This is a genomic window from Limimaricola variabilis (assembly GCF_014195545.1).
GTDB lineage: Bacteria > Pseudomonadota > Alphaproteobacteria > Rhodobacterales > Rhodobacteraceae > Limimaricola > Limimaricola variabilis.
Genome location: NZ_JACIBX010000005.1, coordinates 175,593 through 197,056 on the forward strand (window position 1 = coordinate 175,593; position 21,464 = coordinate 197,056).

At 68.0% G+C, this 21,464-nt stretch carries 21 protein-coding genes; 14 read left to right on the top strand and 7 right to left on the bottom strand.

What is annotated here, in order from left to right:
• Positions 1–126 precede the first annotated feature (126 nt).
• From FHS00_RS08855 to glmM, 8 genes are all read left to right on the top strand, one after another.
• On the top strand, positions 127–1,047 hold the full coding sequence (locus tag FHS00_RS08855; protein WP_183471953.1) for a glycine--tRNA ligase subunit alpha: 921 nt from the start codon (positions 127–129) through the stop codon (positions 1,045–1,047).
• A complete protein-coding gene (locus FHS00_RS08860) occupies positions 1,044–1,565 on the top strand; it encodes a DUF6446 family protein (RefSeq protein WP_183471955.1) in 522 nt (173 codons plus the stop codon). Before FHS00_RS08855 ends, FHS00_RS08860 begins: the two co-directional genes overlap by 4 nt.
• A complete protein-coding gene (glyS, locus tag FHS00_RS08865) occupies positions 1,565–3,625 on the top strand; it encodes a glycine--tRNA ligase subunit beta (protein WP_183471957.1) in 2,061 nt (686 codons plus the stop codon). Before FHS00_RS08860 ends, glyS begins: the two co-directional genes overlap by 1 nt.
• A gap of 124 nt (positions 3,626–3,749) precedes the next feature.
• Positions 3,750–6,254: a putative PEP-binding protein gene (locus FHS00_RS08870; protein WP_221188776.1), complete on the top strand. Its 2,505-nt coding sequence runs from the start codon at positions 3,750–3,752 to the stop codon at positions 6,252–6,254.
• A 191-nt stretch (positions 6,255–6,445) separates the two neighbouring features.
• Positions 6,446–7,171, top strand: a complete 726-nt coding sequence (locus tag FHS00_RS08875) for a cell wall hydrolase (RefSeq protein WP_183471961.1) — start codon at positions 6,446–6,448, stop codon at positions 7,169–7,171.
• Positions 7,172–7,253: 82 nt separating this feature from the next.
• A complete protein-coding gene (locus FHS00_RS08880; RefSeq protein ID WP_183471963.1) occupies positions 7,254–8,138 on the top strand; it encodes a dihydroneopterin aldolase in 885 nt (294 codons plus the stop codon).
• Positions 8,135–9,133, top strand: coding sequence for a dihydropteroate synthase (gene folP / locus FHS00_RS08885; RefSeq protein ID WP_343064597.1), 999 nt, complete (start codon positions 8,135–8,137; stop codon positions 9,131–9,133). The genes FHS00_RS08880 and folP overlap by 4 nt, the downstream gene beginning before the upstream one ends.
• Entirely contained in the window at positions 9,130–10,473 is a 1,344-nt protein-coding gene (gene glmM, locus FHS00_RS08890; protein WP_183471965.1) for a phosphoglucosamine mutase, read from the top strand. Before folP ends, glmM begins: the two co-directional genes overlap by 4 nt.
• A gap of 2 nt (positions 10,474–10,475) precedes the next feature.
• On the opposite strand, the gene FHS00_RS08895 is transcribed toward glmM, so the two are convergent.
• Complete coding sequence (locus FHS00_RS08895; protein ID WP_183471967.1) at positions 10,476–11,393, bottom strand: DMT family transporter; 918 nt, start codon at positions 11,391–11,393, stop codon at positions 10,476–10,478.
• A 424-nt stretch (positions 11,394–11,817) separates the two neighbouring features.
• Here FHS00_RS08895 and FHS00_RS08900 point away from each other — a divergent pair, with 424 nt between their 5' ends.
• On the top strand, positions 11,818–12,159 hold the full coding sequence (locus tag FHS00_RS08900; protein ID WP_183471969.1) for a hypothetical protein: 342 nt from the start codon (positions 11,818–11,820) through the stop codon (positions 12,157–12,159).
• 52 nt (positions 12,160–12,211) lie between these two features.
• Here FHS00_RS08900 and FHS00_RS08905 read toward each other — a convergent pair whose 3' ends face one another.
• Both FHS00_RS08905 and ilvC read right to left on the bottom strand, forming a co-directional pair.
• Positions 12,212–12,769 (bottom strand): hypothetical protein, encoded by a 558-nt coding sequence (locus tag FHS00_RS08905; protein ID WP_183471971.1) that lies wholly within the window; start codon positions 12,767–12,769, stop codon positions 12,212–12,214.
• A 180-nt stretch (positions 12,770–12,949) separates the two neighbouring features.
• A complete protein-coding gene (ilvC, locus tag FHS00_RS08910; protein ID WP_183471973.1) occupies positions 12,950–13,972 on the bottom strand; it encodes a ketol-acid reductoisomerase in 1,023 nt (340 codons plus the stop codon).
• Between the two features lie 141 nt (positions 13,973–14,113).
• Between ilvC and FHS00_RS08915 the strand changes: the two genes are divergently transcribed.
• Positions 14,114–14,569, top strand: a complete 456-nt coding sequence (locus FHS00_RS08915) for an Lrp/AsnC family transcriptional regulator (RefSeq protein ID WP_183472035.1) — start codon at positions 14,114–14,116, stop codon at positions 14,567–14,569.
• On the top strand, positions 14,566–15,021 hold the full coding sequence (locus tag FHS00_RS08920; RefSeq protein ID WP_183471975.1) for an Lrp/AsnC family transcriptional regulator: 456 nt from the start codon (positions 14,566–14,568) through the stop codon (positions 15,019–15,021). The genes FHS00_RS08915 and FHS00_RS08920 overlap by 4 nt, the downstream gene beginning before the upstream one ends.
• Here FHS00_RS08920 and FHS00_RS08925 read toward each other — a convergent pair.
• Both FHS00_RS08925 and FHS00_RS08930 read right to left on the bottom strand, forming a co-directional pair.
• Entirely contained in the window at positions 15,018–16,205 is a 1,188-nt protein-coding gene (locus FHS00_RS08925; protein WP_183471977.1) for an FAD-dependent monooxygenase, read from the bottom strand. The genes FHS00_RS08920 and FHS00_RS08925 overlap by 4 nt on opposite strands.
• A 37-nt stretch (positions 16,206–16,242) precedes the next feature.
• A complete protein-coding gene (locus FHS00_RS08930) occupies positions 16,243–16,908 on the bottom strand; it encodes a pyrimidine 5'-nucleotidase (RefSeq protein ID WP_183471979.1) in 666 nt (221 codons plus the stop codon).
• A 103-nt stretch (positions 16,909–17,011) separates the two neighbouring features.
• On the opposite strand from FHS00_RS08930, the gene FHS00_RS08935 reads away from it, so the two are divergent.
• Positions 17,012–17,665: a GntR family transcriptional regulator gene (locus FHS00_RS08935; protein WP_183471981.1), complete on the top strand. Its 654-nt coding sequence runs from the start codon at positions 17,012–17,014 to the stop codon at positions 17,663–17,665.
• On the opposite strand, the gene FHS00_RS08940 is transcribed toward FHS00_RS08935, so the two are convergent.
• Both FHS00_RS08940 and carA read right to left on the bottom strand, forming a co-directional pair.
• Positions 17,619–19,370, bottom strand: coding sequence for a glycosyltransferase (locus FHS00_RS08940; protein WP_183471983.1), 1,752 nt, complete (start codon positions 19,368–19,370; stop codon positions 17,619–17,621). The two genes, FHS00_RS08935 and FHS00_RS08940, sit on opposite strands and share 47 nt — an antisense overlap.
• 67 nt (positions 19,371–19,437) lie before the next feature.
• Complete coding sequence (gene carA, locus FHS00_RS08945; RefSeq protein ID WP_183471985.1) at positions 19,438–20,598, bottom strand: glutamine-hydrolyzing carbamoyl-phosphate synthase small subunit; 1,161 nt, start codon at positions 20,596–20,598, stop codon at positions 19,438–19,440.
• Positions 20,599–20,750: 152 nt separating this feature from the next.
• Between carA and FHS00_RS08950 the strand changes: the two genes are divergently transcribed.
• Together FHS00_RS08950 and FHS00_RS08955 are read left to right on the top strand one after the other, a co-directional pair.
• The gene (locus FHS00_RS08950) at positions 20,751–21,209 is read left to right on the top strand and encodes a GatB/YqeY domain-containing protein (RefSeq protein WP_183471987.1); all 459 of its coding nucleotides are present in this window, start codon (positions 20,751–20,753) and stop codon (positions 21,207–21,209) included.
• A gap of 60 nt (positions 21,210–21,269) precedes the next feature.
• A complete protein-coding gene (locus tag FHS00_RS08955; RefSeq protein ID WP_183471989.1) occupies positions 21,270–21,452 on the top strand; it encodes a DUF3008 family protein in 183 nt (60 codons plus the stop codon).
• Positions 21,453–21,464 lie beyond the last annotated feature (12 nt).

The window sequence follows — 21,464 nt, forward strand, 5'->3', positions numbered from 1 at the left end:
CCCACCGCCGGGGGCCACGCCGAACCGGCCGCCTCGGCCCGGCCTGTTGCGCCGCCGCGCCATGATTGACCGTCACGGCGGCGCGCCGTAAGCAGGCCCGCGATCCGCCAACCCGCGAGAGGCCCCATGACCGACGCTCCCCGTTCCTTCCAGGAGATCATCCTGCGGCTGCAGTCCTACTGGGCCTCCAAGGGCTGTGCCGTGCTGCAGCCCTACGACATGGAGGTCGGCGCCGGCACCTTCCACCCGGCGACGACGCTGCGGGCGCTGGGCTCCAACCCCTGGGCTGCGGCCTATGTGCAGCCCTCGCGTCGCCCCACGGACGGCCGCTACGGCGAGAACCCGAACCGGTTGCAGCACTACTACCAGTACCAGGTCATCATCAAACCCTCGCCGCCGGACCTGCAGGCGCTCTATCTCGGCTCGCTCGACGCGATCGGCATCGACACCTCGCTGCACGACATCCGTTTCGTCGAGGATGACTGGGAAAGCCCGACGCTGGGGGCCTGGGGGCTGGGCTGGGAGGTCTGGTGCGACGGCATGGAAGTGTCGCAGTTCACCTATTTCCAGCAGGTCGGCGGGCATGACTGCCGCCCCGTCTCGGGCGAGCTGACCTATGGTCTGGAGCGCCTGGCGATGTACGTGCTCGGCGTCGATCACGTCATGGATATGCCGTTCAACGACCCTGACGCGCCGATCGCGCTGAAATACGGCGACGTGTTCCGCCAGACCGAAGAGGAATATTCGCGCCACAACTTCGACACCGCGACCACCGAGATGCTGCTGCGGCATTTCGAGGATGCCGAAGCCGAATGCGCGAAGATCCTCGCGGCCCCGGCCGAGGACCCGCGCAGCGGCAAGCGTATCGTCATGGCGCACCCCGCCTATGACCAGGCGATCAAGGCGTCGCATCTTTTCAACCTGCTCGATGCGCGCGGCGTAATCTCGGTGACCGAGCGGCAGGCCTATATCGGCCGCGTGCGCGCGCTGGCCAAGGCCTGCGCCGACGCCTTCGTCACCACCCGCGCCGGCGGGGCCGAGGCGTGATCACCCGCATCGTCATCTCGGCGCTGCTGGCCTTCGCGCTGCTGTCTGGCGTGCTGATGTGGTACCTGCAGGTCTATGCCTATTACGAGGAACTGACCCCGGCGCAGGTCGGCGAGGTCGTGGTGCTCGACGACCGGGCGGCGCCGATCCCGGTCGCGGTGAGCGAACTGCGGGCCATCGATGCCGACAGCTCGCCGATCCGCTTTCGCGCCTGCATGACCGTCCAGGATGTCACGCCTTTCGAACACGCCGTGGAGCATGAACGCGCCGAGCCGCTGGTCGCGCCCGGCTGGTTCGACTGCTTCGACGCGCGCGAGGTGGGCGAGGCGCTCGAGAGCGGGCAGGCCAAGGCCTATGTCTGGAAGCTCAACGAGCCCTACGGCATCGACCGCGTGCTGGCCGTGATGCCCGACGGGCGCGGCCTCGCCTGGAACCAGATCAACGCCTGCGGCGAGATCGTCTTCGACGGCGATCCGGTACCGCCGGGCTGTCCGACCCCACCCGAAGGGACCAATTGATGCCCGACCTGCTGATCGAACTGTTTTCCGAGGAAATCCCCGCCCGCATGCAGGCGCGTGCCGCGGAGGACCTCAAGCGCATGGTGACCGACGGGCTGGTCGAAGCCGGTCTCACCTATGCTTCCGCCGGGGCCTTCCATACGCCGCGCCGCCTCGCGCTGTCGGTGGAGGGGCTCTCCGAGGCCAGCCGCGACACCGTCGAGGAGCGCAAGGGCCCGCGCACCGATGCGCCCGAAAAGGCGCTCGAAGGCTTCCTGCGCTCGACCGGGCTGACCCGCGAGCAGCTCGAGATTCGCGACGAGAAGAAGGGCCAGGCCTATTTCGCGCGGATCACCCACAAGGGGCGGCCCGCCGAGGCGATCGTCGCCGAGGTGCTCGAGGGCGCGATCCGCGATTTCCCCTGGCCCAAATCCATGCGCTGGGGCGCGGGCGACCTGCGCTGGGTGCGGCCGTTGCACTCGATCCTGTGCATCCTGTCGGACGAGCAGGGCGCCCGCGTCGTGCCGATGGGCGTCGGCGGCATTGAGGCGGGCGCGCAGACGCGCGGTCACCGCTTCATGGGGCCTGACGCCTTCACCGTCACGGGCTTCGAGGATTACGAGGCGAAGCTCAAGCGCGCCAACGTGGTGCTGCGCGCCGAGGAGCGGGCCGAAACGATCTGGTCCGAAGCCTCGTCGCAGGCCTTTGCGCAAGGCCTCGAACTGGTCGAGGATCGCGGCCTGCTCGACGAGGTGGCCGGGCTCGTGGAATGGCCCGTGGTGCTGATGGGCGAGATCGGCGAGGATTTCCTCGACCTGCCGCCAGAGGTGCTGCAGACCTCGATGAAGGAGCACCAGAAGTTCTTCTCGGTGCGTGATCCGAAATGCGGCAAGATCACCCGCTTCGTCACCGTCGCCAACATCGAGACCCGCGATCACGGCGCAACGATTCTCGCCGGCAATGGCAAGGTGCTCGCCGCGCGGCTCTCGGATGCCAAGTTCTTCTGGGAGAACGACCTGCGCGTAGTCCGCGAGCAGGGGCTCGAAGGCATGGCGGCGGGGCTGTCCAACGTCACCTTCCACAACAAGCTCGGCAGCCAGTCCGACCGCATCGCCCGCGTCGCGGCGCTGGCGCGCGCGATCGCGCCGCAGGTCTCGGCCGATGCCGATGATGCCGAACGCGCGGCCAAGGTCGCCAAGGCCGACCTGCGCTCCGAGATGGTGGGCGAATTCCCCGAGCTTCAAGGCCTGATGGGTCGCTACTACGCGGACGCTCAGGGTCTCAGCCCGGAAATTGCCGCCGCCGTGCAGGAACATTACCAGCCGCTTGGCCCCTCGGACGCGGTGCCGTCCGCGCCGATCTCGGTCGCCTTGGCGCTCGCCGACAAGCTCGACACGCTGGCGGGGTTCTGGGCGATCGACGAGAAGCCCACCGGCTCCAAGGACCCGTTCGCGCTGCGCCGCGCTGCGCTGGGCGTGATCCGTCTCATCCTGTCGAACGGGTTGCGGCTGCAGCTGCGCGAATTGATCGGCAAGGCGGATGCGCGTGCCGATGCGGACGACCTGCTCTCCTTTTTCCATGACCGGCTCAAGGTCCATCTGCGCGCCGAGGGCATTCCGCATGACGTCATTGACGCCTGTATTGCCATGCCCGGCAATGATGACCTCGCGCTGCTGGTCGCGCGGGCCGAGGCGCTGGCAGCCTTTCTCAAGACCGAGGATGGCGAGAACCTCGTGCAGGGCTTCAAGCGCGCCAACAACATCCTGACGCAGGCCGAGGCGCGCGACGGGGTGGAGTATTCCTACGGTGCCGACGCGAAATTCGCCGAGGATCCCGAGGAGAAGGCGCTCTTCGCCGCGCTCGGCGCGGCGCAGCCGAAGATCGACGCGGCGATGGCCGCCGAAGATTTCGGCGCGGCGATGGCGGCGATGGCGGGGCTGCGGGCCCCGATCGATGCCTTCTTCGAGGCGGTGCAGGTCAACAGCGAGAACCAGGTGCTGCGGCGCAACCGGCTCAACCTGCTGTCGCGGATTCGCGGCATCTGCGGCGCCGTCGCCGACCTGTCGAAGATCGAAGGCTGAGATCGATACGAAGGCCGTGCTTGGCGGATCGCCCGGCACGGCCTATCTTGCGGTCCAAAGGAGTGCCGCAGTGCAGCAATTTCCGCGCGACCCAAAGATCCTGCTGATCACCGACGAGGCCGACATGTCGGCGGCGCGTCATGGCGGCCGAGCGAAATGCCTGCAGCGGCTGGTGCGGATGGGGCTGCCGGTGCCGACCACCGTGGCGCTGTCTTTCTCCTGCGTGCACGGCATCGCGAATGGCCGCATGCCCGACATGGACGAGATCATGCGCCATTTCGGCGAGTCTCCTCTCCTGTCGGTGCGCCCGTCGAGCCAGGATCCCGATTGGGGTGGACCCGGCGCGATCCTCAACATCGGCATGACCGATCACAGCCATGCCCGGCTGTGCGAGGAGATCGGCGAAGAGGCGGCGACCTCGCTCTATATGCGCTTCATCCAGTCCTGGGCAGTGCATGTGGCGCGGCTCGATCCGGACAGTTTCGACCTTTCCGGCCCGCCGGGACCGGAGACCCTGCGCAGCCTGCTCTCGGCCTATGAGGCCGAGGCTGACGAGCCCTTTCCGCAGGACCCGGGCGTGCAGCTTTGCGAGGTGCTCCGCTCCATGGCCCGCGCCTGGGAGGGGACGACCGCGCGGCTGTTGCGCCAGGCAAAAGGCGCGCCCGCCGATGCAGGGCTGGGGCTCGTGGTCCAGCAGATGGCGCTCGGCGTCGGCCAGGGCGAATGCGGCTCTGGAGTGATCCAGTTCGTCGACAGCCAGACCGGAAAGCCGCAGGTGACCGGCCGCTATCTCAGCCAGAGCCAGGGGCGCGACGCGCTCAAGGCCGGGGCAGGGGCGATCTATCTTACCCGCGACGATCGCGGCCCCTCCTTCGAGGAACTCTGCCCCGACGCCTTCGCGCGGCTCCTGCGGATGGGAGATCTGTGCCGCGAACGCCTGCGCGAGGAAATGCAGATCGAGTTCACCCTGCAGGAGGGCAAGCTGCACGTGCTCGACGCGGTGCGGGTGCAACGCTCCTCCCGGGCCTCGGTGCGCATCGCCGTGGCGCTGGCCGAGGATGGGATGATCCCGCGCGAAGAGGCGGTGCTCCGGGTCGAGCCGCAGGCGCTGTCCGAGCTGCTGCACCGCCATGTCGATCCTTCGGCACCGCGTGATCTCGTGGTATCGGGCATCGCCGCCTCGCCCGGCGCCGCCACGGGCCGGATCGTGTTCTCGGCCAACGCGGCGCAGGCTTCGGCGGCGCGCGGCGAGCCCTGTATCCTAGTGCGGCGCGAGACCACGCCAGAGGACATCCGTGGCATGCATGCGGCCGAAGGCGTGCTGACGATCCGCGGCGGCATCACCAGCCACGCAGCGGTGATCGGCCGCGGTCTCGGCCTGCCCTGCGTGGTGGGGGCCTCCGACCTAACCATCGACCGCAAGAAGCGGCAGATCGTGGCGCCTGGCGGACGTCGGCTGTCGGAGGGCGAGATCATCACCCTTGACGGTACCTCTGGAGAGGTGCTGGCCGGTGAGCCCGCGATGTTCGAGGCGGTGCTCGACGGCGCCTTCCGGACGCTTCTCGATTGGGCCGACGATTTCCGCGACATCGGCGTGCGCGCCAATGCCGACACCCCTGCCGACGCGCAGACCGCGCGTAACTTCCAGGCCCAGGGCATCGGGCTGTGCCGGACCGAGCACATGTTCTTCGAGGAGGGGCGCATCGGCATGATGCGCGAGATGATCTTCGCCAAGGACGAAGGCGCGCGTCGCGCCGTGCTGGAGCGTCTGCTGCCGATGCAGCGGGCCGATTTCGCGAGGCTGTTCGAGATCATGCAGGGCCAGCCGGTCTGTATCCGGCTGTTCGACCCGCCGCTGCACGAGTTCCTGCCGTCGGATCGCGCCGGCATGCGGGACCTAGCCGACGGCCTCGCCGTGTCGCTGTCGGATGTCGAGGCGCGGGTCACGGCCCTGACAGAATACAACCCGATGCTGGGCATGCGGGGCGTGCGTCTCGGGATCACCGTGCCCGAGATCTATGAAATGCAGGCGCGCGCCATTTTCGAGGCGACGGTGCAGGCCAGCCGCGACGGCGATCCGGTGGTGCCTGAAGTGATGATCCCGCTGGTTTCGGCGATGCGCGAGGTCGAACTGGTCAAGGCCCGCATCGACGCGATCGCGGCGCAGGTCCGCACCCATTCAGGGGTGGAGTTCGACTATCGCCTCGGCGTGATGGTCGAGACGCCGCGCGCCGCGCTGCGTGCCGCCGACATCGCCCAGCATGCGGCGTTCCTGTCCTTCGGCACCAATGACCTCACCCAGATGACTTACGGGCTGTCGCGCGATGACGCGGGTCGTTTCATGTCGATCTACGTCAAGAACGGTGTCTATGAAGAGGACCCGTTCCACAGCCTCGACCTCGAAGGCGTGGGCGAGTTGCTGAAGATCGGCGCGGAGCGCGGGCGGGCCGGACGGCCTGATGTGACGCTGTCGATCTGCGGCGAGCATGGGGGATCACGCTCGGCGATCGAGTTCTGTCGCAAGCAGGGCTTTGATTACGTGTCCTGTTCGCCGTTCCGCGTGCCTGTCGCGCGGCTCGGCGCGGCGCAGCTTGCGCTGCGCGACCGGGAGGCCAAGCCCAATACATGACCTTTGGGCATGGCAGGAATACCACCAACGTATATCGATTTTCGGGAAATGGCGATTTTCTGCTTGCAACTGTGGCATAGAATCGCCGGTTCCATACCGATTGCCTGACCCGAAGGTAGACACTTCGGAAGCGATCCCATACCTCCCCACTGCCAGCGCGGGGCCGACCGCGAGGAACCGGGGATACTGCAATGAAGCGATTGAACTTTCTGCGCCTGCCGATGTTCGGCGCGATGGCTTGTCTTGCGGCGGTTGCGGCCGCAGCACCAGCCACCGCCAGCGGGGAAGCCCCCGCAGCGGCGCGAATCTCGAAGATCTCCGCCCCGGCGGCGGATACCCGGCTCTCTCTGCTTCTGGGCCAACAACGCGACGACGTGGAAATTGTTCCCGCCGTTGCGACGACCGAGGTGGAGCCGCTGCCGGCCGCCGCGGAGCGCGGGCTGAGCATCGCTTCGGGCAGCAGCCAGGATTACGACGTGCTTCTCGCCTCGCTGCCGCAGGCCAAGGGCAACGCGCAGTGGGAATGCCTGACCGAGGCGCTGTACTTCGAGGCCCGCGGCGAGAGCGTGAAGGGCCAGTTCGCTGTGGCCGAGGTAATCCTCAATCGCGTCGACAGCCCCGACTACCCCGATGACATCTGCGGCGTGGTCAACCAAGGCACCGGTCGCAAATATGCCTGCCAGTTCTCTTATACCTGCGACGGTATTCCCGACACCGTCAACGATCGGCGCTCCTGGACCAAGCTGGGCCGGATCGCGGCGATCATGATGGATGACGGCCCGCGCGAGCTGACCGCCGGGGCGACGCATTACCACACCACCGCGGTTAACCCCTCCTGGTCGAAGCGGATTCCGCGCACCGCCGCGATCGGCGCCCATCTGTTCTATCGCGAGGCGACGCGCACCGCGTCGAACTGATCGACGCGGTAACGCGCCGGGCGCTTGCCGGGCGGGCGGAGGGCGGTTAGATGCCCCATGCCCGCAAGCCCGGAGGGGCCCGATGACCGACGAGACTCGCCACGCCTTTGCCCATCCGCAGGCCCGTGCCGCCGCCACCCCCCACGGCGACAGCCCCCGCGATCGCATCCTGCTCGAGGATCATGTGGTCGAGGTCGAGATCGGTGCGTTCCGGGCCGAACGTGGCGCGACCCAGCGCCTTGCCTTCGACATCGTGGCCGAACTGGCCCCCGCGCCGCCCGCCGGGGACGATGTCGACCGCATCCTCTCCTATGACCGGCTGACCGAAGCGGTGGCCGACGCGCTCGCGACCGAGCGTCTCGACCTGCTGGAGACACTCGCGGAGCGCATCGCCGACCGCATCCTCGCGGAGCCGCAGGCCGAACGCGTCTTCGTGCGGATCCGCAAGCTCGATCGCGGCCCCGGCGCGTTGGGGGTGGAGATTGTGCGCGCGGGACCGAGCAGCCTCGCCCCCTCGGCCGCGCCGCGCCCGGTGCTGGCGCTGATCTCGGTCGATGCCGCCGCGTGGCCCGAAAGCTGGCGCGCGGAACTGCTGGCCATGCCGGGCCCGCTCATCCTGTGCGTCGAGGCCGGATCGGTGGCGGGCGACGTCGCGGATCCCGCTGCGCGCGACCGGATCGAGCTTTTGGCCCATGACCAGGCCGCCTGGCGGCTGGCGCCGGCGCTGCCCGAGGTGGAAGTCCGAGACAATCGCACCGAGATCGACTGGGCCCAGCGCCGCGGGGCGCCGACCCTCTGGGCGCCCGCGAGGATGGCCGTTTCGGCGGTGTCGGGGCCCAACGGCACGCGTGGCGTCGATCTGGCCCTGTGGCTGGCCGATGCACTCGACGCTTCCGAGATCGTGCTGGTCGGGGCCGACGCCCCGGAGACCACCCGCCCGCTGCGACGACTGGAGACCGGGACGTGAGACCGGTCGTCCCGCTGCCGCTCTGGCCGCTGGGCGAGGCGCGCGCCACCACCCTCGCGGGGGTGGAGGGGCTGCATTTCGCCGAGGCGCTCGACGCGACCGGGCGGGTCGTCCCGTTTGACAGCCTTGATCCGGATCTGCGCGAACGTCTGGGCCGGGCGCGCGCTCCCATCGCCGGGCTGTCGCTCGATCAGCCGCGGCTGATGGGTATTCTTAACGTTACGCCGGACAGCTTCTCGGATGGTGGCGATCATGCCGATCGCGCCGCTGCCGTGGCGCATGCGCAGGCGCTGCTGGCCGAAGGCGCCGAGATCCTCGACATCGGTGGCGAATCGACGCGTCCCGGCGCCACGCCTGTCCCGGTGGAGGCGGAGATCGCCCGTGTCGTCCCCGTGGTGGCAGCATTGCGGGCGGCCGGGGTCGCGGCACCGATATCCGTCGATACGCGCAACGCCGCCTGCGCCAAGGCCGCGCTGGCCGAGGGCGCCGACATGATCAACGACGTCTCGGCGCTGACCCACGACCCCGGCATGGCCGAGGTGGTCGCCGAGGCCGGGGTGCCGCTGTGCCTGATGCATGCCCAAGGCAGCCCCGCCGAAATGCAGCAGGCGCCGCGCTATGACGATGTGCTCGCCGAGGTGTATGAGGCCTTGGAGCGGCGCATCGCTGCTGCCGAGGCGGCGGGCATCTACCGGTCGCGGCTGATCGTCGATCCCGGTATTGGCTTCGGCAAGGATCTGGATCACAACCTGACGCTGCTTCGCGGTTTGACGGCGTTCCACGGTTTCGGGCTGCCGCTTCTGGTGGGCGTTTCGCGTAAGCGCTTCATCGGCACGATCGGCGGCGCCGAGGCGCCAAAGGACCGGATGCCGGGCTCGATTGCGGTTGCGCTGTGGGCCGCGCGGCAGGGCGCGCAGGTGATCCGTGTGCATGATGTGAAGGAAACGCGGCAGGCGCTGGCGCTGCAGGCCGCCTTGATGGGGAATGAGGGATGACTCGCAAGCTGTTCGGCACCGACGGGGTGCGCGGCACCGCAAATACCTGGCCGATGACGGCCGAGATCGCGCTCCGGATCGGCGCCGCCGCCGGGCGGTATTTCCGCAATGACGGCTCGAACGGCCACCGGGTGGTGATCGGCAAGGACACGCGGCTCTCGGGCTACATGTTCGAGAACGCGCTGACCGCCGGCTTGACCTCCACGGGGATGAACGCCCTGCTGCTCGGCCCGGTGCCGACGCCGGCGGTGGGCCTGCTCACCCATTCGATGCGCGCCGACATGGGCATCATGATCTCGGCCAGCCACAACCCGCATCATGACAACGGCATCAAATTCTTCGGACCCGACGGCTTCAAGCTCTCGGACGAGGCCGAAGCCGAGATCGAGGCGATCGTCGCCGGCCAGATCGAACCGGCCAAGGCTGCCAATATCGGCCGCGCCCGGCGGATCGACGATGGCCGCTTTCGCTATGCCGAACGGCTGAAATCGACCTTCCCGCAGGGCAAGCGGCTCGACGGCCTGAAGGTGGTGATCGATTGCGCCAATGGCGCCGCCTACAAGGTCGCGCCCGAGGTGCTGTGGGAACTGGGCGCCACGGTGATCCCGGTCGGGGTCACGCCGGACGGCACCAACATCAATCAGAACTGCGGCTCGACCGCACCGCGCCACGCCGCCGCGCGGGTGCTGGAGGAGGGGGCCGATCTCGGGATCTGCCTCGATGGCGACGCCGATCGGGTGATGATCATCGACGAGACCGGCCAGATCGCCGATGGCGACCAGCTGATGGCGCTTATGGCGGGCCGCTGGGCCGCCGAGAACCGGCTGCGCGGCGGCACGCTCGTGGCCACCGTGATGAGCAATCTCGGACTCGAGCGCTTCATGACCGCGCAGGGCCTCAAGCTGGAGCGGACCAAGGTCGGCGACCGTTACGTGGTTGAGGCGATGCGACGCGGCGGCTGGAACCTCGGTGGTGAGCAGTCGGGCCATATCGTCATGACCGACTATGCCACCACCGGCGACGGCCTGCTCGCCGGCCTGCAGTTCCTCGCGGCGATGATCGAGACCGGGCGGCCCGCCAGCGCGCTGGTGCGGCAGTTCGAGCGGGTGCCGCAGCTTCTCAAGAACGTGCGCTATGCGCCCGGTCAGGACCCGCTCGGTGCGGCGGCGGTCAAGGCCGCGATCGCCCAGGCCGAAGGTCTGCTCGAAGGCAAGGGGCGGTTGCTGATCCGCAAGTCGGGCACCGAGCCGCTGATCCGCGTCATGGCGGAGTGCGAGGACGACTCGCTGCTCAACCAGGTGGTCGAGGGCATCGTCGCCGAGGTGCAGTCGGTCGCCTGACCTCAGGCGGGCCTGGAGCCTGCGCGCGCGAACAGCGCCTGCAGGTTCCGGCCCTGGCTGATCCCGAGGCCCGTGAGGATCAACGCCAGCGCCGCGAAGAAGCGCCAGGGCAGCGCCTCGCCGAGCGCCAGCGCCCCGATCGCCATCGACCAGACCGGGACTTGGTAATTCACCAGCGTCATGAAGACCGATCCGGCCGAACGGATCACCGTCACCCGGATCAGCGCCGCGAGCGCAGTCGGCAAAAGACCGAGGAAGATGAGCGCCGCGCCGGTGGCAGGGCTGTCCCAGCCCGGCACGCCTTCGGTCAACAGCATCATCGGCAGCAGGATCACCGCCCCTACTGCGAGGCTGAGGGCGGTCAGCACGATCCCGTCCACCGGCGGGCAACGCCGGGTCAGGATCGAAGCCACCGCATAGGACAGCGCCGCGGCGAGACAGGCCATCTGGCCCCAGGCCGCGAGGCCCGCGCCCGGCGCCAGCACGCCCGGCCCGATCAGGACCAGCGCGCCGGCAAAGCCGGCGCCGACCCCGGTGGCGGCGCGTGCGCTGAACGGCTCGTCGGAGAAGAGGGCGGCCAATGGCAGGACGAAGAGCGGAAGTGCCGCCATCGAGATCCCCGCGAAGGCGGAAGGCACGTATTGCTGGCCCCAGGCCAGCAGCAAAAAGGGCAATGCCGTCGAGAGCGCGCCGATCGCGGCGAGATAGCCCGCGAGACGCCGATCCAGTCGCGGCACCCGCCGGCCCATGGCCTGCATCAGCCCCAGCATCGCCAGAGCGCCGAGCGTGGTACGGGCACAGGCTACAGTGATCGGCCCGTAGCCATCCAGCGCGACCCGCACGACGGCGAAGGTGCCGCCCCAGATCAGGCCGAGAAGCAGGATGGAGAGCCAGTTGGCGGTGGTCGGGCGCGCGGTCATGGCACCGCTTGAGCACGCCTGACGGGTAAAGTCCATGCGTGTAGCACGGATCCGCGACTCGCCTTGCACGGCGAATTGCCCCATCGATGCACAATCTGTGAGCAACATAGCTCACGCATGCTCACCGGTCCTCACATCCGCCAAGGCAGATCTTCGTGATCCTCACGAAACGATCACGAGATCGCGAGCTAATATAGGCAGGGGTGATACGCTCTAGGTTGAAACCGGTGCGCCACGGAAAACTCGGTTGTTTTCTGCCGCGCCGAATCCCCCCTCTGCTCGCGCTGAGCCTCGGCGCAAGTGGTCACGCTCTTCAAATCTGCGGTACGGTTTCGTGATGTTACAGCGCTCGCGCTGTGAATGAACGAGGCGCAGCCTGTTCCTGCGGGTCGCGGACCCGGTGAGTCACAGGAAGGTCCATACCATGTATGCAAAGCTTCTCATGGCGGCGGTTCTCGCCACCACGGTCACCGGAGCGCAGGCGATGATCGGCCATAACGGTTTCACCTCGCTCCATCGTTTCCAAGAAGAGCAATCGGTTGTTGATATCGGCCGGGTTCTGATCGAGCGAGATGGCACTGTCGAACTCTACGTCAAGGGACCGGACGGCACCCAGACCCTGATCGGCACCCAGCGTCTCCATGCGGGCGCCAACAGCAATGTCAGAGTCCCGCTTAGCCAGCCCATGCGGCGGGATGTCACGGCGGTGCTACGGGTCGACGGACAGATCGTCGCGACGCGGCAGTTCGAAGTCATCAACCGTTGATGCGCGTCATCTGGCGTGGAAGGGGCCGGTCAAGGAGCCGGCCCCAATTCGTTCAGGCACGCAGTTCGGCCGTGGCCTTGGCCGTATCGGTCGGCGCGGCCGAGCTGTTGGCGGCATAGGAATTCGCCGCGGACTTGGCCGCCTTCGCGGATTCGATCGGGGCGATGTTCGGTGCCTTGGCGCCGCCTTCCGACACCGAGGCCACGAGCGAGGCCGTCTTCATCTTGTTCTGTGCGGCAATCGCTTCGGCGCGCGAGCGGGCGATGTCGTCCGCGCTGACGGTCGCCTCGGCCTCTGCCGCGACCGCTCCGTTGCTGGCCCCTGCGCTGGCGCTGGCACTGGTATTGGCGGTCGTGCCGCTGCCAGAGGCGCTCTTCGTGCCCTGATCATTCGCGGAGGCCTGGTTCTCGGCTTCCACTGCCTGGGCTCCGGCGACGGAGAGGCTGGACTGGGTGTTGGCGCTGGTCGCGCTGGCGACGGCGGCGTCCGGATCGTTGGCGGTGGGCGCCGGTTCCTCGGCGGCGGCCGTCTCGGTCTGCGCGGCCTGCTGCTGGTTCGTCGGGCTGGGCGACAGAACCGATTGGGCGGTAGAGACGATTCCACTGATCATTACAGATGCTCCTTGCATGAATTCGTCACTCTCTCGACCGCGATTGCGGCAACAATTGACGAAAATCATGGCCCCAGCTCTGAACTATACCGACGGGGTAGGGTTCTATCCCATTGAATTCAAAGGGGCGCCGATTGGCGCCCCGATCCTTGTGTTCGCTGTGGTCCGCCGAGGCGCGGATCAGTTGCGCGACTTGTCGACCATCTTGCCCTTGGAGATCCAGGGCATCATCGCGCGCAGCTTCTCGCCCACCTGCTCGATCTGGTGCTCGTCGTTGAGACGGCGGGTGGCCTTGAAGTAGGGCTGGCCGACCGCGTTCTCCTGCATGAAGTCGCGCACGAACTTGCCGTTCTGGATGTCGGTCAGAACCGCCTTCATCCGCGCCTTGGTCTCTTCGTAGGGCAGGACGCGCGGGCCCGACACATATTCGCCGTACTCGGCGGTGTTCGAGATCGAGTAGTTCATGTTCGCGATGCCGCCTTCGTAGATCAGGTCGACGATCAGCTTCACTTCGTGCAGGCACTCGAAATAGGCCATCTCGGGCTCGTAGCCGGCCTCGACCAGCGTCTCGAAGCCCATGCGGATCAGCTCGACGAGACCGCCGCAGAGCACGGCCTGCTCGCCGAACAGGTCGGTTTCGCATTCCTGGCGGAAGTTGGTCTCGATGATGCCGGAACGACCGCCGCCGATGGCGGAGCAGTAGGACAGGCCGATTTCCATCGCCTTACCGGTCGCATCCTGGTGCACCGCGACGAGGCAGGGCACGCCGCCGCCCTTGACGTATTCGCCGCGCACGGTGTGGCCCGGACCCTTGGGCGCCATCATGATGACGTCGACGCCGGGCTTCGGCTCGATCAGGCCGAAATGCACGTTCAGGCCATGTGCAAAGGCGATGGCGGAGCCTTCCTTCAGATGGTCATGCACGTGCTTGCGGTAGGTCTCGGCCTGCAATTCGTCGGGCATGGTGAACATGATCACGTCACACCAGGCGGCGGCCTCCTCGATGCCCATGACCTGCAGGCCTTCGCCTTCGGCCTTGGCGCGCGAGGGCGAGCCGTCACGCAGCGCCACGACGAGGTTCTTGGCGCCCGAGTCGCGCAGGTTCAGCGCGTGGGCATGGCCCTGGCTGCCATAGCCGAGGATCGCGACCTTCTTGTCCTTGATGAGGTTCACGTCGCAATCGCGGTCGTAATAAACGCGCATGATCTGCTCCCTAATGCAGTGCCGTGTCTGGTTCTGTCGGCACAATACGCAATGGTGACGGCAATGCGAGGAACGCAGCGCATGTTTTTCGCGCTATGATGGTGCTGGTCATGCGCCGATATGACTATTATCGTGATTTCCATGCAGGACGATACCGACCGCCGACTTTTGCGCCTCCTTCAAGAGACGCCTGACCTCACCACATCCGAGCTGGCGGACTGCGCTGGCCTGACCGCGATGCGCTGCGCGCGACGCCTCGCGCGGCTGGAGGATGCTGGCGTGCTGCGCGGCCAACGCGCGGTGATCGATTGGAAGGCGCTGGGTTTCGAGGTGGCGGTGAGCCTGCGGGTGACCCTCGACAAGACCCAGCCGCGCGCCTTCGACGAATTTCTCGCCCGCGCCCGCGAGGTCGCCGAGGTGATCGAGATCCAGACCTTTCTGGGGCGGGTCGATGTGCGGCTGCAGCTGGTGGCGCGCGATCTGGAGCATTACCGGGCGGTTTACCGCGAGCGGATCCTCGCGCTGCCGCATATCGCCGACATCGAGAGCCTGATGACGGTCAGCGTGGTGAAGTCAGACGAAAAGCTGCCGCTGTGAACGATCTCGACGCCATCGACCGCAGTCTGCTGCGCGCGCTCAGCCTCGACGCTTCGCGTCCTGCCGCCGATCTGGGCCGCGAGTTGGGCCTGTCGCAGCCCGCCACCTGGCGCAGGATCCGACGGTTGCGCGAGATCGGCGCGCTCAAGGGGCGTCGTCTCGATCTCGACGCGGCCGCGCTGGGGTTTGGCGTGACCGTATTTCTCGGCATCAAGCTGGCCAGCCGGGGTCGTGCCAGCCTCGAGGATTTCGAACGCGCGGTCTGCGCGATTCGCGAGGTACAGACCGTGGAGCACGTGCTGGGTCTCTACGACTACCGCCTGCGGGTGGTGGCGCGCGATCTGGAGGATTTCGAACGGGTGCTCAGGCGGCGGATCATGACGCTGCCGGGGATCGGGCCGGTCGAGGCCAACGTGCTGCTCTCGGAGGAGCGGCTGCCCGGGCCGCTCTAGCGCGCCCCGAGCCCGAGACGCATCAGCCGCCGCCGCAGGGGCGCCACATCGTGCAGCACGCCGAGGCCAAGGCCGCGCAGGCCTTGGGCCACGGGCCCGCCCACCATGGCGAGGCGATTGAGCGCGTCGATGCCGTGTTCGCGGAGTGCGATGTCGCCCGCGCGCCGTTTGGCATAGACGTCGAGCATCGCCGCATCGCCGAGCCCCTGGGGTCGCGCCGCAGCCAGATCGACGAGGCAGGCAATGTCGGCGAGCGAGGTGTTGAGGCCTTGCGCGCCGATCGGGGGCATCACGTGTGCGGCCTCGGCCACCAAGGCCACGCGCTGGGCAGTCAGGGCCCGCGCGGTTTGCATGACGATCGGCCAGCTCTGGCGCGGGGTCACGAGGTGCAGCCGGCCGAGAATGCGTTCCGACCGGGCCGTGGCCTCGATGTCGAAATCCGGCACCGGTAGGGCCGCAAGCCGCTCGACCTCGCGTCCCCGCTCCATCCAGATCACGGCCGAGGAATGCTGTCCCTCATGATCCGGCAAAGGGACGAGCGTGAAGGGGCCGCCCGAGCGGTGGATCTCGGTCGAGACATTCTCGTGCGGGCGCTCATGGGTGACCGCGAAGGCCAGCGCCTTCTGGCCGTAGCGTCGTGTGCGCAGGCCGATGCCGCAGGCCTCGCGCACCGGCGAGGCGCGGCCATCCGCTGCCACCACCAGCTTGGCGGCCACGGAGGTGCCGTCCGACAGCCGAACTAGGGCGCGGTCCTCACAGGTCGAGAGCCCGGCGAAGCCGCAGCCGGCCCGGAACTCAACGCGCTCCATTTCGTCCAGCCGGGCGGCCATCTCGCGGCGCAGGAGCCAGTTGGGTAGGTTCCAGCCAAAGGGCAGGGGGCCGAGATCGGCGGCATCGAAATCGCGGATCACCGGCGCGCCGCGCCCGGCCTCGACGATCCGCATGACCTGCAGCGGCGTCGCATGCGGGGTCAACGCCGCCCACAAGCCGGCGCGTTCGAGCAGGTCGCGGGCGGGCTGCAGGAAGGCGGTGGAGCGCAGGTCGGCGCCGGTATCGGCCATTTCGCGCACCGGCGGCGCGGGATCGACGCAGAGCACCGAGAAGCCCGCCGCGCCGAAGGCGGCCGCGGCGGAGAGACCGGCGATGCCGCCGCCTGATACCAGAATGTCGACGCGTGCTGTCATGGCTCACAGATAGGCCGGGCCGGGGGGCGGGGAAAGGTCAGACCAGCCGCGAGACGAAGTCCCGCAGGTCCCCGGTATGGTGATGGACGTGGTCATGGCGGGTGACGGCAGGCGGCCCTACCAGCACCGTCCGCATCCCCATCGCGTGCGGCACGGCGAGGTTGCGCGGATCATCCTCGAACATCGCGCCCTGCTCGGGCGCCAGCCCGTCGAGCGCGAAGACCGCCTCGAAGGCCGCGCGTTGGGGCTTGGGCACCAGCCCGGCATGCTCGACCCCGTAGACCGCATCGAACACGTCGGATAGGCCGCGCGCCTGCAGCACCCGAAGCGCATAGGGCTTCGAGCCATTGGTGTAGACGATACGTCGCCCCGGCAGGGCCGCGATCGCGGCGGCCAGGCCGGGATCGGCGGCGAGCCCGCCGAGGTCGATCTCGTGCACGTCGCGCAGGAAATCGTCGGCCGGCAGGCCGTGCTCCGCCATCAGCCCGGCCAGCGTGGTGCCGTGCCGGGCCCAGTAATCGGCCCGCAGCCGGTCGGCTTCGACTGCGTCGATCCGCAACATCCGCACCATCCAGTCGCGCATCCGGACCTCGATCTGGTCGAACAGCCGCGCCTCGGGCGGGTAGAGCGTGTTGTCGAGATCGAACACCCAGGCGCGGACATGGGTGAAATCGGCGGCGATGTCGGTGAGGGGGTGCGTCATGCGCGCGACCCTATGGGCACGGCGGGACCGTCACAAGCGGGTCGCGGGTTGAACCGCGGCCGCCTGCGGGTCTATCTTCCGTCGATCCAGGGAAAGGCGGCGGATGCAGGATACCAGACCCGCGCAGAAGGACGCCTACGGGCTGATCCTCGATTCGATCGACGAGGGCATCTACAGGCCCGGCGACCGGTTAGTCGAAAGCGAGCTGGCGGATCGCTTCGGCGTGTCACGCACCCCTGTGCGCGAGGCGCTGCAGCGGCTCGAGACCCAAGGTATGCTGACTCGCGACGGTCGTTCACTGATCGTGGCGTCGCTCGATCACACGCAGCTGGCGGAACTCTACGTGGTGCGCGGCGAACTCGAGGGGCTGGCCGCGCGGCTCGCGGCGCGGCACGCCGCGCCCGAGGAGGTACGGGTGCTGCGCGACATGCTTGAGGCGGATCAGGCGCTGGTGAACGATCCGGACGCGCTCGCGCGCGCCAACCGGCGCTTCCACAAGCAGATCCACCTCGCCAGCCACAACCGGTTCCTGGTGCGGCAGCTCGACCTCGTGCACCGCTCCATGGCGCTGTTGGCATCGACCTCGCTCGCCGCCGAGGGGCGCGGGCGCGGCGCGCTCGAGGAGCACGCTGCCATTGTCGCGGCGATCGAGGCGGGGGATGGCGATGCCGCGGACCGGGCGCTGCGCGATCACATCAGCCATGCCTTCGTCACGCGGTTGAAGCTGGACGCGGCGAAGGTGGAGGCGGCTCGCTAAGCGATCCGGCCGGGGTGAAGATGCCGTGCCGCGTCTTGTCCCAGTGGAAGGGGCGGCGCAGCACCTGCCACAGCGCCCGCCAGACCGCGATCGTCGCAAGCGGGAAATAGACCTGCAGCACCGGCGCCCAGAGCGCCAGCTTGGGCTGCCCGGCCCGCCACGCGGCCAGCGCGGCGATCGAGCAGGTCACGCATTCGGCCAGCAAAAACAGCAGGGCCAGCCCCCATAGCATTCCCTCCCGCAGCCAAGGCGCCATGGGATGCGGCAGGCCGAAGACCACCAGCCAGAACGACCAGAGCAGCGGCGCCAGCGCGAATTGCGTCAGCGTGCCGAGAAACAGCGCCTGCACCCCGAGAAAGCGCCAAGGTCCCAATTCGCGCCAGAGACGGCCCGGATCGTGCATCGCCACGCCCCAGCTCAGTGCATAACCCTTTAGCCAGCGCGCGCGTTGCTTGATCCAGGGCCAGGCGCGGGCATTGGCCTCCTCCCGCGTGACCGTATCGATCAGTTCGGTACGAAAGCCGTGCCGGGCGAGCCGGACGCCCAGATCGGCATCTTCGGTGACATTGTGGGCATCCCACCCGCCGACCGCCTCGATGGCGTGGCGCCGCAGGAACAGCGTCGTACCGCCCAGCGGCACCACCAGACCGAGCCGTTCGAGCCCGGGCAGCATGACCCGAAACCAGCTCGCGTATTCGAGCGCGAAACAGCGCGCAATCCAATTGCAGCGTGGGTTGTAGAAATCGAGCATGCCTTGGAGGCAGCCCGTGGCGCGCCCGCACACCGCGAAGCGCGCGGCGACGCGCAGAAGCTGATCGGGCGCTGGCGCATCCTCGGCGTCATAGATGCCGATGATCGTGCCGGTGGTGAAGAAAAGCGCGTAGTTGAGTGCACGCGGCTTGGTCCGCACACGGCCCTCTGGCACCACCACGACTTCGGCGCGATCTGGCAATGCGGCATGGGCGAGCGCGGCGCGGGTTCGGCGATCACCTGCCTCGACGATCAGCCGCAACTCGAGACGGTCGGGCGGATAATCGAGCCGCTCCAGGCGTTCGAGCAACGGCTTGATCATCGCCGACTCACGAAACAAGGGAACCAGCAGCGAGATCATTGGCAACTGCGCGCCCGTGATCATCGCAGGATCCTGCCTGATCGGAGGGCGCAGCAGCGTGGCGATGGCGGCGGCGAGCTTCAGGCCGCCATTGAGGATCAGGACCAAGGCGCCCAAGGCACAAAGCAGCGCCATAGCGGCCGAAGGGGCGAGCGCCACCGCAACTCCGGCGACGATGAATGCGCCTGCGCCCAAGAGGGCCAAAGGCCTGCGGCCGACCGCCCGGCAGCTCAGGTCGAACGGTAGCCGTGCCTCGGCCATGAGTAGCAGGAGGGGCGCCACATGCGGCAGCAGGGCTGCGCGTATCCGGTCGGGGCGGCAGGGCGCCCACCGAAGATCTGTCCAGCCGGTCAGCGCGACCACGCGGCGCAGCTCCGGGTCGGGCGGGGGGGGGCCAAGCACGACCACCGCGCCGCCGACCCGCCGCCAAGGCAGAACGCCCAAGCGCCAGGCGCGCAGGGTGCCGAAGCGGCGCAACAGGCGCGGATCGGGCGGCTGGCGCAGCGGATCGGGGCCTTGGGCCTCGCTCGCAGCGACCGCATCAGGGGGCGGCCGGGCGGGCTGCGCCCGGCTCGGTGCAGGACTCTTCGTCATCGGGACGCCATTCCTGGGAATGTCGCCCCGATGCTCGCCCGCGCGTAGTTAACGCGTCATTAAGGGGTCAGCCGCGCCGCGCTTCCATCGCCTCGGCGAAGCGCTCGAACAGATAGTAGCTGTCCTGCGGGCCGGGGCTGGCCTCGGGGTGATACTGCACCGAGAAGACCGGCCGGTCGGTCATGCGGATGCCGCAGTTGGATCCGTCGAACAGCGAGACATGCGTCTCGATCACCCCGTCGGGCAGCGTCTGGCTGTCGACGGTGAAGCCGTGGTTCATCGAGGTGATCTCGACCTTGCCGGTCTCCTGGTCCTTCACGGGGTGGTTGGCGCCGTGATGGCCATGATTCATCTTCACGGTCTGCGCGCCAAGCGCCCGCGCCAGCATCTGGTGGCCGAGGCAGATCCCGAAGACCGGGATGTCGGACCGGTCCAGCACCGCCTTGATCGCGGGAACCGCATATTCGCCGGTCGCAGCCGGATCGCCGGGGCCGTTCGACAGGAACAGCCCGTCCGGGTTCAGGGCAAGGATCTCCTCGGCGGTGGCGGTGGCGGGCAGCACGGTGACCTCGCAGCCCGAGGAGGCGAGGCTGCGCAGGATGTTGCGCTTGGCGCCGTAATCGATGGCGACGACCTTGTGGCGCGGGTTGTCCTGCTTCTTGAAGCCATCCGGCCAAGCCCAGCGCATCTCGTCCCAGCGGTAGGACTGGACGCAGCTGACTTCCTTGGCGAGGTCGAGACCGACCAGGCCCTTGAAGCCACGCGCTTCGGCGACCAGCGCCTCAAGGTCGAAGTTGCCCTCGGGGTTGAACTCGATCGCGACATGCGGCGCGCCCTGCTGGCGGATCGCGCGGGTCAGGCGGCGGGTGTCGATGCCCCCCATGCCGATCCGGCCATGCCGCGCCAGCCAGCCCGACAGGGTGTCGGTGGCACGCCAGTTCGACGGCTCGGTCGGGTTCCACTTGACGATCATCGCCGAGGCGACCGGGTCGGCGGCCTCGTCATCCTCTTCGGTGGTGCCGGTATTGCCGACATGCGGGAAGGTGAAGGTCACGGCCTGCCCGGCATAGGAGGGGTCGGTCATGATCTCTTGGTAGCCGGTCATCGCGGTGTTGAAGCACAGCTCGGCCACGACGCGGCCCGGAGCGCCGAAGCCCTGCCCGTAGAACACGGTTCCGTCCGCGAGCGCGAGGCAGGCGGTCGGCTTGCCGGAAACATTTTGCGGCATGGCGTCATTGCTCCTGTTTTGAAACCCGCCGCTACCTAGGGGCAGGGGCGGAAAGAATCAAGACGCGGCGGCATCCGGCGCGGCTTGTTGTCAGGCTCCGCCGAACCGGGTAGCTTGCGCGCTTGTGTCTGCAACAATCCGGAACGGACCCGATGACATTGCGCGACAAGATCAACGCCTCGCTCAAGGATGCGATGAAGGCCAAGGAAGCCGATCGGCTGTCCACGCTGCGCCTCATCAACGCCGCCATCAAGGATCGCGACATCGCGGCGCGGGGTGAAGGCGAAGAGGGGCTGGTCTCGGACGAGGTAGTGCTGGCGATTCTGGCCAAGATGGTCAAGCAGCGCCAGGAGAGTGCACGTGCCTATGACGAAGCCGGTCGGATCGAACTGGCCGAAAAGGAACGCGCCGAAGTGGCGGTGATCGAGGAATTTCTGCCGCGCCCGCTCAGCGAGTCGGAGACCGAGGCCGCGGTCGACGAGGCGATCGCCGCGACCGAGGCGACCTCGATCCGCGACATGGGCCGGGTGATGGCGGCGCTCAAATCGCGCTATGCGGGCCGGATGGATTTCGGCCGGGTGGGGCCATTGGTGCGCGACCGGCTCGGCTGAGGGCCGGGAACGGGGCGCAACCCTCGGGCGTTTTCGAGACTCTGGCTATGGAGGATCGATATGCCGGCACAGTCCAAGGCGCAGCAGAAGGCGGCCGGGGCGGCGCTCTCGGCCAAGCGCGGCGACACCAAGGTCAAGGACCTCAAGGGGGCGTCGAAGGAAATGTATGACGACATGAGCGAATCCGAGCTCGAGGATATCGCCCATACCAAGCGCAAGGACCTGCCCGACAAGAAGGGCTGACCGCGAAAGAAA